The following is an 11939-nucleotide window of genomic DNA, read 5'->3' as shown; positions in this document are numbered from 1 at the left end:
CCAATGACGCGGCCGTTCTGTGTTCACCCTGCAGTAGTTGCGACAGCCCGAACAGTTACGCCGAGATCACAATTCAGGATTACATCTAATGCCAGACGTCTATTGCCCACGAGGTAGGGCTTACAACTTACCCGGCCCAAACATTCCAGCCAAAACGGATGGCATCACAGCTCAACTGGACATAGCACCCACCCATGTGAGTAGTATCTACATGGAGCTCACCAGAAAGACGATAAGAATCAGAGGCTACTGGATTCTAACAGGGATCATAACGACGCCACTGAGCCTCTTCGTAATAGGCTGGGCGACCCTGGAAGCATTGGCCTCACCGTCACAAACAGCCTTGGAAACGACTGCAATCGCCCTTTCCACATGCCTTTTTTGTTATTGGCTCATAATCCCATACATAAGAATGGAAATAGAAACACCGTGCAACGAACCTATCCGCTTCAACAGGGCTCGTCGAAAGGTCTACTTCTACCAGTACCGATTTGATCGACTTAACCCTTTAGGCAAAAGAAATTGGGGAGTTAAACCTGTCGCTCACAACTGGGATGATCTTACAGCAGAGGTCTATCGTATCTACAGACCCATGGGGGGCGGCGGACTTATTGAAAACATCCTGTTATCAGTTCGCAACCCGGAAACTGATGAGGTAATCGACCGGGTATTTTTTTCCTGTGATCTCGAACAAGGGAAGCAGTACTGGGAGCTTGCGAAGCTTTTCATGCAGGACGGTATCGAAGCTATTCCAGCGTTCGTGCATAGCTCCGTTGACTGGAATACAAAAGACTTTTCCAACCCGTTCGAACGCCTAGCCCCCAAAGTCCAATGGCCCCCCGAAATGGATCTTGAATCCCGCACCGCCCCCGGCCAAGGAGAACAACCATGAATCCCGTCGTCCTGGTAGATCACCGCCATGACTGTCCAAAACATCGCATTGGCGTAGTGAAAACAGGTAGCGCCGACTACGCCTTCAATGGCAAGGCCGTTGCCCGAGTGGGCGGCCGGATCAGTAGTGGTGAGGTAATCACCGATGGTTCGGCGGGTTATCTGATCAAGGGCACAGCGGTCGCATGCGAAGGAGATCAGACGATCCACGATGGGGGTCGCCATTACTGGCCTCATCGCGGGCAAGCCCGCCCCTAAAGGCCGGCGACAAACCTTTACGAGCGCGCTTGCCCGCGATGAGGTTTGACCTATTGGCCAGAGCGCAACATCCCAAGTGCATAGGTCGAAATTGAACTACAGGAAGTTAACAAATGATTTTGCCCAGAAGAGCTTTCGGCTGGAAATATGACTTACCCGACCCAGCCACCCCTTCAGATTTTCGCCCAGTGACAGAAGAATTTCTGGCACCACCAAGCCATGTTGACTCAATATACATTGAGCTTCCGAGATCGCTATTCAAATTCAGAGGATACAACCCTATTGTAGGCGGCTCACTCATGCTCGCGTGGTTAATTATTCTCATTTACTTCATCTACGACGATTTCACCTCCCCCACCAGAGCAGACGTTAGCGGACTACTCACAATTGCAGCCACTTATGCAATTTGTTTCTTCATCACATTTGCGTACATACGCATGGACCTTACATACCCTCGCAACGAGCCTATTCGATTCAACAGGCGCCGCCAGAGGGTGTATTTCTATCAATACAGACATGATCGACTGCATCCCTTTGGTCGGAAAAACTGGGGCGTTAAACCTATCGCCTACGACTGGGAACAGCTTACTGCCGAAGTCTATAGTGTTACTGCCCCAATGGGATACGGTGGGCGAGTTGAAAAAGTCATGATCTCAGTCCGCAAACCCGGCACCGACGAAGTGATCGACCGCGTTTTTTTCGCCGGCAATATTGAACAGGGCAAACAATTCTGGGCACTTGCGAGAATTTTTATGCAGGAAGGCCCGGACGCCCTCCCAGCATTTACCCACGCGCCTACGGACTGGAACAGTGATGATCTGCGCAACCCATTTCATCGTCTAGCCCCCAAAGTTCAATGGCCCCCCGAAATGGACCTGGAATCCCGCACCGCCCCCGCCCAAGGAGAACACCCATGAATCCCGTCGTCCTGGTGGGTCACCGCCATGATTGCCCGATACATGGCATTGGCGTAGTGGAAACAGGCAGCGCCGACTACACCTTCAATGGCAAGGCCGTAGCCCGAGTGGGCGACCGGATCAGTTGTGGTGCGGTGATCACCGGTGGTTCGGCGAGTTATCTGATCGAGGGCAAAGAGGTCGCACGCGAAGGCGATCGGACGGACCACGATGGGATGCTGGTCGAGGGCGATAGTGACTGGCTAGTTGGGTGATTGGGCTTGGTGTTTTGGGTCGCCAGTGCTGGCCTGATCGCGGAAAACCCGCTCCTACAGGCCAGCGGCAACCCTGTACGAACGGGCTTGCCCGCGATGAGGCCAGCCCGTTTAACGCACGTCCGGACACCTCACACCGTATCCACCTTCAACGAATGGTCATCCAGCATCCCGTTGATGATGGTCGCCGTGTCATGCCCCGCCGATACCACTCCCCCTGCCCCTGCCGACACCCCGTAATGCTGAGCCAGGTCTACGCCAGCCAGGTCGATGGTCTGTACCGGCGCAGCCCCCGCCACGCTGCTGACCTCGATGGTCGAGACCACATCGGCCCCTGTGCCGCTGACCTTGAAGTGCAGGTAGTCGTCCAATGACGCAGCGGTGCCGTGTTCCCCCTGCAGCAGTTGTGACAGGTCGAGCTTATCGCTGCCCGGGGTGAAGTCGGTGACGGTGTCATGCCCCGTGTCGCCTTTCTGCCAGACGAACGTGTCGTTACCGTTGCCGCCGGTCATGCTGTCGTTGCCCGGCCCGCCGATCAGGATGTCGTTGCCACCCCCACCCTTGAGCACATCATTGCCCGCACCGCCGTCGAGCACGTTGTCGGCGCTGTTGCCGATGAGGGTATCGCCGTAGTCCGAGCCGACCAGGTTGTGGATGCCGTTCAAGGTCTCCACACCGGCACCACCGGTGTCCTGCGCCCCTTCATGGTTCAGGTCGATTGTTACCGCGGCCTTGGCCTGCGCGTAGTTGGCAGTGTGGCCGTCGTGCTCATCGCCGGCAGGTGCAGGCGCCTGTAGCGATGCGATGTCGACCGGGCTGGAAAGGCCCGCAGCGGAGTGCTCACTGCCGCCATTGAGGTGCGGCGCCGCGGCCTGCGCATAGTCCACGACCAGGCTCAGCTTGTAGCTTTCGCCCGCCTTGCCCGCCCCCGTCGGGTCGCTGGCATGGATGCTGTACACCCCGTCATGGCTGGCCGTGAAGCTGCCACCGGCGGCAATGGGCTGGTAACTGCCGCCGGCGTCCTTCCACTCCAGCGCCAGGTTGCCACCGTGCTGGTCGTGGTCGAGCTGCAGGGTCTCACCCTTGCGCAGGCTGACGTTGATCACCTCTTCGGCATTGCCTTGCGCCGCAGCCGCGCCTGTGGCGCCGAGGTAGCCGAGCACCACCAACGCTGCAGTCATGCTGCTGGCATCGAGGGTGAACGCGCCGCGATCGATCACCCGCTGCCCCTGCGCCCTGCCATAGCCGTCAGCACATTCGGACATCGAGCTGTCGTGCACATTGATGGTAATGGTCGCGGTGCTCTCGTCGCCGTCGCCATCGCGGAGGGTGTAGACGAACGTGTCGATGGCATCGCGCGGCGCAGCAACGTTCGGGTCGGAGTGGTAGACCGCGTTGCCCTGGGCGTCCAGGGTGAGGTAGCCGAACTGGCCTGCCACATGGCTGCCCAGCTGGCCGATGGCCGAGGTGGAGGTGTCATGGCCGGCGCGCACGCCCACCACGTAGCCGCAGTCAGCGGGCAGATCGGCACCGATGGCGTCGTTGTACAGCACGTTGCCCCGCACCTCATCGCCTTTGCTGACACTCACGGTGTCGCAATGGGCCTGCGGAACGTCGTCGACGATGGTGATGTTGACCGTGCTGGTGGTCCAATTGCCCACCGTGTCCTCGACCCTGTAGGTGAAGGATTCGCTCACGGTAGTGGCGCCATCGTTGCCGTGGGGTTGGGAATTGGCTGGCGAGGTCAGCGTGTAGGTGTAGGAACCGTCTGCGTTCAGATGGATCTGGCCGTACTGGCCGACGGCGTGCCCGATCAAGGTGTAGGTCAGTGCCCCCACTCCACCCCCCACCTGCCCGACCAGGCTGCCGGAGGCGGTTTCCGCTGGCGAACCTGGGTCACTGCCATTGACGCTACCGGCCGCCAGGTCATGGCCGTCCTTGTTGAGGTCCAGGGCTTTCTCGAACACGGTGACGCCGCCATCGCCGCATGGGTGCAGCGATTTGTCGTGCACGTTGATGGTCACGGTGGCGGTGCTTTCGTCGCCGTCGCCATCGCGCAGGGTGTAGACGAAGGTGTCGATCGCGTCGCGCGGCGCCACGGCATTGGGGTTGGCGTGGTACTCCGCGTTGCCTTGGGCATCGAGAGTCAGGTAGCCGTATTGGCCGTAGACGTGGCTGCCGAGCTGGCCAACCGCCGAACTGGAGGTGTCATGACCGGCGCGCACCCCGACCACGTAGGCGCCGTCGCCCAGCGTGTCGGCACCGACCACGTCGTTGTACATCACGTTGCCGCGCACGACGTCGCCTTTGGCCACGCTGACAAAGTCGCAATGGGCCTGCGGGACGTCATCGACGACGGTGATCTTGACCGTGCTGGTGGTCCAGTTGCCCACCGTGTCCTCCACCCGGTAGGTGAAGGATTCACTGACGGTATTGGCGCCGTCGTTGGCATGGGTCGGCGAATTCGCCGGCGAGGTCAGCGTGTAGGTATAGGAGCCGTCAGCGTTCAGGTGCAACTGGCCGAATTGGCCGACGGCATTGCCGACCAGGGTGTAGGTCAACGCCCCCACGCCACCAGCGACTTGCCCGACCAGGCTGCCGGACGCAGTCTCGCGGGTTGAGCTGGGGTCACTGCCAGTGACGCTGCCGGCCGCTAGGTCGTTGCCATCCTTGTACAGGTCCAGGGCGTTCTCGTACACCCACACGCCTCCATCACCGCACGGCTGCAGCGCCGGGTTGTGCACATTGATGGTGAGGGTCGTGGTGCTCTCGTCGCCATCGCCATCGCGAATGGTGTAGACGAAGGTGTCGAGCGCGTCACGCGGTGCCACGGCATCCGGGTTGGAGTGGTACTGGGCATTGCCCTGGGCATCGATGGTCAGGTAACCATACTGGCCATGCACCTGGCTGTTGAGCTGGCCGATGGCAGACGTGGAGGTGTCACTGCCGGCGCGCACGCCGACCACGTACTGGCCGTCGCCACGGGTGTCGGCACCGACCACGTCGTTGTACATCACGTTGCCGCTCACCACGTCGCCCTTGTACACACTGACGAAGTCGCTGTTGGCGGTGGGCACGTCGTCGACGATGGTGATGACGATGGTGCTGGTGGTCGAATGGCCGGCGGAATCCTGCACCTGGTAGGTGAAGCTTTCCGTCAAGGTATTCGCGCCATCGTTGGCATGGGTCGGCGAATTCGCCGGTGAAGTCAGTGTGTAGGTGTAGGACCCATCTGCGTTCAGGTGGATCTGCCCGTATTGGCCTACAGCGTTGCCGACCAAGGTGTAGGTCAGCGCGCCAACGCCGCCGCTGGTGGAGCCGGCCAAGGTGCCGGCAGCTGTTTCCTGCGGCGAGCCGGGGTCGCTCCCCGTAACCGTGCCTGCCGCAAGATCGTTGCCGTCCTTTTGCAGGTCCAGGGCCTTCTCGTACACCGTCACATCGCGGTCCTCACAGGTCATCAGTGCACTGTGCACGTTGATGGTGAGGGTGGTCGTGCTTTCGTCGCCGTCGGCATCGCGGAGGGTGTAGACGAAGGTGTCGACGGCATCACGCGGCGAGGCAACGTTGGGGTTGGAGTGGTATTCGGCATTGCCGTAGGCATCGATGGTCAGGTAGCCAAACTGGCCATTGACCTGGGTGTTGAGCTGGCCGATGGCAGAGGTCGAAGTATCGCTGCCGGCGCGCACGCCGACCACATACTGGCCATCGCCTCGGGTGTCAGCACCGACCACGTCGTTGTACATGACGTTGCCGCGCACCACATCGCCTTTGTCAACGCTGACGAAATCGCTGTTGGCGGTGGGTACGTCGTCGACGATGGTGATAACGATGGTATTGATGGCCGAATTGCCCAGCGAATCCTGCACCTGGTAGGTGAAGGTCTCGGTCACGGCATTCGCCCCATCGTTGGCATGGGTGGGCGAATTGGCGGGCGAGGTAAGCGTGTAGGTGTAGGAGCCATCCGCGTTCAGCTGGATCTGGCCGTATTGGCCTACGGCATTGCCCACCAGGGTAAAGGTCAATGCGCCCACCCCACCGACCGTAAGCGTGCCGGACGCCGTTTCGTGGGTCGAGCCAGGGTTGCTGCCGGTGACCGTACCTGCCGCCAGGTCGCTACCGTCCTTGTGCAAGTCCAGCGCGTTTTCATACACGGTCACATCACGGTCAGCACAGACGATCAGACCGTTATGCACATTGACGGTGAGGGTCGTGGTGCTTTCGTCACCGTCGGCGTCACGGATGGTGTAGACGAAGGTGTCGATGGCATCCCGGGGCGAGGCGATAGCGGGGTTGGAATGGTATTCCGCGTTGCCATAGGCATCGATGGTCAGGTAGCCGTACTGGCCGTTCACCTGCGTGTTGAGCTGGCCGATGGCCGAGCTGGAGGTATCGCTGCCAGCACGCACACCTACCACATACTGGCCGTCGCCGCGGGTATCGGCGCCCACCACGTCGTTGTGCATCACGTTGCCGCGCACCACGTCGCCTTTGAAGACGCTGACAAAATCGCTGTTGGCGGTGGGCACGTCGTCGACGACGGTTATGACGATGGTGCTGGTGGTCGAATTGCCCAGGGAGTCCTGCACCTGGTAGGTGAAGGTTTCGGTCACGGTATTGGCGCCGTCATTGGCAGGGTTCGGGGAGTTCGCCGGCGAAGTCAGCGTATAGGTGTAGGAGCCATCAGCGTTGAGCTGAATCTGGCCGTACTGGCCTACGGCATTTCCGACCAGTGTGTAGGTGAGCGCACCTACTCCGCCGCTGGCTGAGCCGACCAATGTACCGGATGTGGTTTCCTGGCTCGAACCCGGGTCGCTGCCCGTGACATTGCCGGCGGCCAGGTCGTTACCGTCCTTTTGCAGGTCCAGGGCTTTCTCGTAAACCGTGATGTCACGGTCTTCGCAGGCCATCAACGAATTGTGCACATTCACGGTTATGGTCGTGGTGCTTTCGTCGCCATCGGCGTCGCGAATGGTATAGACGAAGGTGTCTACAGCGTCCCGTGGAGAAACGACACTGGGGTTGGAGTGGTATTCCGCGTTGCCCTGGGCATCGATGATCAGGTAGCCGTACTGGCCGTTGATCTGGGTATTGAGCTGGCCGATAGCCGACGTAGAGGTATCGCTGCCGGCACGCACGCCGACCACGTGCTGGCCGTCGCCGCGTGTATCGGCACCGACCACGTCGTTGTACATCACATTGCCGTACACCACACCGCCTTTATCCACGGCGGCGTGATCGTCATGAGCCTGAGGCAGATCGTCGACTATGTTGACATCCAGGCTGCCGGTCGCGGTGCTGCCATCGACATCCTTGGCGATCACTTGGAAGTGCTCGCTCAGCGAGTTGCTGCCCGCGCCGTCGGCATGCTGCTCTGCACCCGTCAGGGTATAGCTGTAGCTCACCACGCCCGTCGCCGGGTCATACCCGGTCACGGTCAGGGTGTTGCCTTCAGGCGTGACAATCGACTGCGGGAAGCCCGTCACCACGCCACCGCTGACTACGCTGATGCCACCCACGCTCAGGCTCTGCAAACCGTCTGGTGCAGTGATCTTGAAGGTACCCTGCTGGGTCAGGGCGCCGGCATCAGGTGCGCTGCCGTCCTGCAGGTTTTTTTCGTAGACCGTCAGCTCGCCGCCCTGCACGCCAAGGCCATCGAGCGAGACGGGGTCGTTGAGGTTGGTCACGTTCAACGTCAACGTCGCGCTGCTGGTGTCGCCGTCGGCGTCCTTGATGGTGTAGTTGAAACTTTCCACGCCCTGGCCGCCGCCACCCAGGTTCTTGAAGTCCGGGTCGCTGGTGTTCAGCGTGTAGGTGTAGGAACCGTCTGCGGCGAGCACCAAGGTGCCGTAAGTACCGGTGAAGGTCCCGGCGATTACCGGGCCACCGGGCACACGGTCGGCGCCCTTTATGTCATTGCCCAGTACATTCCCGGTCAGTGCGGTGTGCTGTTCGGTGGCGGCAACCGCATTGCTGTCATCCACGGCTTGGGGCACATCGTCACGGATGGTCACATCCAGGCTGCCGGTCGCCGTGCTGCCATCGACATCCTTGGCGATCACTTGGAAGTGCTCGCTCAGTGAGTTGCTGCCCGCGCCGTCGGCATGCTGCTCTGCCCCCGTGAGGGTGTAGCTGTAGCTCACCACGCCCGTCGCCGGGTCATACCCGGTCACGGTCAGGGTGTTGCCTTCAGGCGTGACAATCGACTGCGGGAAGCCCGCCACCACGCCACCGCTGACCACACTGATGCCACCCACGCTCAGGCTTTGCAAACCGTCTGGTGCAGTGATCTTGAAGGTGCCCTGCTGGGTCAGGGCGGCGGCATCGGGTGCGCTGCCGTCCTGCAGGTTCTTTTCGTAGACCGTCAGCTCGCCACCCTGCACGCCAAGGCCATCGAGCGAGACCGGGTCATTGAGGTTGGTCACGTTCAGCGTCAACGTCGCGCTGCTGGTGTCGCCGTCGGCGTCCTTGATGGTGTAGTTGAAACTCTCCACGCCCTGGCCGCCGCCACCCAGGTTCTTGAAGTCCGGGTCGCTGGTGTTCAGCGTGTAGGTGTAGGAACCGTCTGCGGCGAGCACCAAGGTGCCGTAAGTACCGGTGAAGGTCCCGGCGATTACCGGGCCACCGGGCACACGGTCGGCGCCCTGTATGTCATTGCCCAGTACATTCCCGGTCAATTCGGTGTGCTGTTCGGTGGCCGCAACCGCATTGCTGTCATCCACGGCTTGGGGCACATCGTCACGGATGACCACGTCCAGCGACCCTTGGGCGACATCGCCGTCACTGTCGCTGACCAGTACCGGGAGATGTTCGCTGTGGGAGTTGTTGCCCCCGCCCTCGACGTGCTGCTCGGCACCGGTCAGGGTGTAGCTGTAGCTCACCACGCCCGTGGCAGGGTTATATCCGGTGATGGTCAGGGTGTTGCCCAGGCCTGTGGTTATCGATTGGCCAACACCGGTGACCACACCAGCCGTCACCACGTTGATGCCACCCACACTGAGGTTGTACACCCCGTCTGGCGCCAGCACGGTAAAGCTGCCTTGCTGGGTCAGGGCTGCGGGGTCGCTGGCCGAGCCCAGGAGCAGACTGGCCTCATCCAGCGTCAGCTCGCCAGGGCTCACATCCAACCCGGAAAGCTCTACCGGGCGGTCTTCATCGATCGGCGTGACGGGTGGATTGGGCTGCTCCGGCGGACTGGGCGGCAAGCCCGCGTTGCCCGCGTTGTCAGCGCCAGATTCGTCACCCACATAGCGGTTGGCCAATTCAGGAATGCCATTGAAGCCAGCCGTGGGGAAGCCCACCACCGGGTCAACCCGATCCGCCACTTCGGTAAGCATCACAAAACTGTGGCCACCGCCCAGTGCCCCTGGCGCGCCGTTGCCACCATTACCAGCGGCAGGCGCTTCAGTGCTGACACTGGGGTCGTCGCCGGCGGCAATCGCCCGCTGAATACGCTCGACGTCGCTCAATTGCGCCTGGCTCGGCGCAACATCCTGCGCCTGAACGTGGGCTGGCTGGTTAGCCAGGAGTTCGTGGGTCATCACAAGGCTGCTATCGCGGCCGAGTGTCAGCTCGGCGCCGTTATCCAAGCGCACAGCCACGGCGCCGGCGACACCCGTTTGCAGCTGCTCGCCCGCGTACAGGCGGTCACCCTCGATCAGAAGACGCTGGCTGCCATCGCTGCCAACGGCGAATACCTGCCCCACCACCTTACTGACCACACCGACTGACTTAGCCATGAGCGCACGCCTCCCTAACCGATTGGCTACACAGCCAACAACATGGCAGAGGGAGGTCAACGGCTTCGCGTCCGTCCGATTGTCTCAACCGTGAGAATCGTGCGCGAAGGTCACTGATTTGGCGATAGTAACAATGTGAATTTGCCATCAGTTGATGCCAAATTTTTGTCGCCAAATTCCGCTTTTACCTACCTACCCCACGTCCTTAGCCATAAAAACTCTGGAACTCTTTGCGATGCAGGAAACTCGCAGGCTACAGCGGCTTCCCAAATCACTTGGGTAAAACAATGTCTTGGTTTCGATAGAGCGCATAAGTTTTTTTTCGCATAGGGCTTATGAAAAAATCTTCTTAGCTCGCGCGCTAAATGTTCTTAGCTCTGTTGTTACAAACATGAAACGGTTTTAACTAAAAAAATCGTCATTTTTTTGGCGAATAGCAGGACCATTTTGAGATCAGGGAGAAGTACCCCATGCGCGTTTTCAACCCCATCACCAGTGCAATTCTGTTGGCCATGGCGTGCGCCAACGTTCAGGCGATGTCACTCACCGAGGCCGTCCAGAGCGCCGTGGACTACCACCCGGAAATAAGCTCCAACCGTAACAGCCGGTTATCCGCCGACGAGGACGTGAAATTCGCCCGTGGCGGCTACTACCCAACCGTCGACCTGGTAGCCGGGTACGGTAGGCAGCGTTCGGACAACCTCAACACCCGCGGCCTGAACCCTGACGGTACGCGCAACCACAACAAAGAAACCCTGAACTACACCCAGTCGGAGTTGCGTCTTCGGCAAATGATCTTCGATGGTTTCAACACCGCCAACGAAGTGGGGCGTACCGAGGCGGTAGCGACCTCCCGCGCCTACTACACACAGGCCGTCGCCCAAGATGTCGCCCTGCGCGCCATCGAGGTGTACCTGGAAGTGCTCAAACGCCGCGAGTTGGTGACCCTGGCAAAGAACAACCTGCAGGCGCACTTGCGCGTCAGCGACCAGATAGGCCTGCGTAGCGAGCGGGGCGTGGGCAGCACTGCCGACCTTGACCAGTCCCGCGCACGCCGGGCTCTGGCGGAAAACAATCTGGACACCGCCGAGGTCGACCTGGCCGATGCCGAAGCCAATTTCTACAGCGTGGTCGGCCGCCTGCCGGATGAGCTGGAAGGCCCGCAATCGGTCAAGGTGCAAATGCCGGGCACGCTGGACGAGGCGCGCGAAGGCATGCGCCAGAACAACCCCTACCTGAAATCTGCCCAGGCCGACGTCAACGCCGCCGAGCAGCAGTACGAAGTGGCCAAATCACCGTTCTACCCGCGCCTGGACGCGGTGCTGGCCACCGGCGCCAACAACAACCTCGGTGGTGAAAAAGGCCACAGCAACAACGACTGGCAGGCCGGCGTAGAACTCAGCTACAACCTGTTCCGCGGCGGCAGCGACAAGGCCCGCCTGCAGTCCGACGCACACAAGATCAACCAGGCGCTGGACATCCGCAACAACGCGTTGCGCGAGCTGACCGAAAACCTCAGCCTGGCCTGGAACGCCATGAACAACGCGCGTAAGCAGACCCCTACCGCCCGCGAGTACGCAGAAACGACGCAGCGTGTGCGCGCCGCTTATCAGGACCAGTTCGGCCTGGGCCAACGCACCCTGCTCGATGTGCTCGACAGCGAGAATGAGCTCTACAACGCCAACCGCCGTTACACCGAGGTGCGTTACACCGAGGAGTACTCGATGTATCGCGTGCTGGCGACCATGGGTGAGCTGTTGAGCAAACAGCGTATTTCGCTGCCGCCGGAGGCCATTGCCAACAACGACGTACGCATCGAAGCCAGGTTGCCTGACATGCGCTGAGCCAGTCGCACGCAACTGGCACGCAGTACCGCACCTCAC

The 11939-nt window shown here is 60.6% G+C and carries 6 protein-coding genes; 5 read left to right on the top strand and 1 reads right to left on the bottom strand.

What is annotated here, in order from left to right; translation table 11 throughout:
• Window positions 1-88 precede the first annotated feature (88 nt).
• The 4 genes from ACIPZC_RS13175 (at window position 89) to ACIPZC_RS13160 (ending at window position 2320) form a co-directional block, all read left to right on the top strand.
• Window positions 89-892, top strand: coding sequence for a DUF6708 domain-containing protein (locus tag ACIPZC_RS13175; RefSeq protein ID WP_400627362.1), 804 nt, complete (start codon window positions 89-91; stop codon window positions 890-892).
• A complete protein-coding gene (locus tag ACIPZC_RS13170) occupies window positions 889-1149 on the top strand; it encodes a PAAR domain-containing protein (RefSeq protein ID WP_241804672.1) in 261 nt (86 codons plus the stop codon). The genes ACIPZC_RS13175 and ACIPZC_RS13170 overlap by 4 nt, the downstream gene beginning before the upstream one ends.
• A 113-nt stretch (window positions 1150-1262) precedes the next feature.
• Window positions 1263-2066: a DUF6708 domain-containing protein gene (locus tag ACIPZC_RS13165; protein ID WP_400627360.1), complete on the top strand. Its 804-nt coding sequence runs from the start codon at window positions 1263-1265 to the stop codon at window positions 2064-2066.
• A complete protein-coding gene (locus ACIPZC_RS13160) occupies window positions 2063-2320 on the top strand; it encodes a PAAR domain-containing protein (protein ID WP_400627358.1) in 258 nt (85 codons plus the stop codon). Before ACIPZC_RS13165 ends, ACIPZC_RS13160 begins: the two co-directional genes overlap by 4 nt.
• Window positions 2321-2451: 131 nt before the next feature.
• Here the strand turns inward: ACIPZC_RS13160 and ACIPZC_RS13155 are convergent, their stop codons facing one another.
• On the bottom strand, window positions 2452-10056 hold the full coding sequence (locus ACIPZC_RS13155) for a retention module-containing protein (RefSeq protein WP_400627356.1): 7605 nt from the start codon (window positions 10054-10056) through the stop codon (window positions 2452-2454).
• Window positions 10057-10526: 470 nt separating this feature from the next.
• Here ACIPZC_RS13155 and ACIPZC_RS13150 point away from each other — a divergent pair, with 470 nt between their 5' ends.
• Entirely contained in the window at window positions 10527-11900 is a 1374-nt protein-coding gene (locus ACIPZC_RS13150) for a TolC family outer membrane protein (protein WP_241804676.1), read from the top strand.
• The last annotated feature ends 39 nt before the right edge of the window (window positions 11901-11939 follow it).

It is taken from the genome of Pseudomonas sp. NPDC089743 (genome assembly GCF_044748785.1).
Taxonomy (GTDB): Bacteria; Pseudomonadota; Gammaproteobacteria; order Pseudomonadales; family Pseudomonadaceae; genus Aquipseudomonas; species Aquipseudomonas putida_X.
Note: the sequence above shows the minus strand (reverse complement) of the source record. Positions and strands in the feature narration are given on the sequence as shown.

Excerpts from the sequence above, each read along its gene's own strand:
- ACIPZC_RS13170 (WP_241804672.1), top strand. The coding sequence starts at position 889 with ATGAATCCCGTCGTCCTGGTAGATCACCGCCATGACTGTCCAAAACAT.
- ACIPZC_RS13150 (WP_241804676.1), top strand. The coding sequence starts at position 10,527 with ATGCGCGTTTTCAACCCCATCACCAGTGCAATTCTGTTGGCCATGGCG.
- ACIPZC_RS13175 (WP_400627362.1), top strand. The coding sequence starts at position 89 with ATGCCAGACGTCTATTGCCCACGAGGTAGGGCTTACAACTTACCCGGC.
- ACIPZC_RS13155 (WP_400627356.1), bottom strand. The coding sequence starts at position 10,056 with ATGGCTAAGTCAGTCGGTGTGGTCAGTAAGGTGGTGGGGCAGGTATTC.
- ACIPZC_RS13165 (WP_400627360.1), top strand. The coding sequence starts at position 1,263 with ATGATTTTGCCCAGAAGAGCTTTCGGCTGGAAATATGACTTACCCGAC.
- ACIPZC_RS13160 (WP_400627358.1), top strand. The coding sequence starts at position 2,063 with ATGAATCCCGTCGTCCTGGTGGGTCACCGCCATGATTGCCCGATACAT.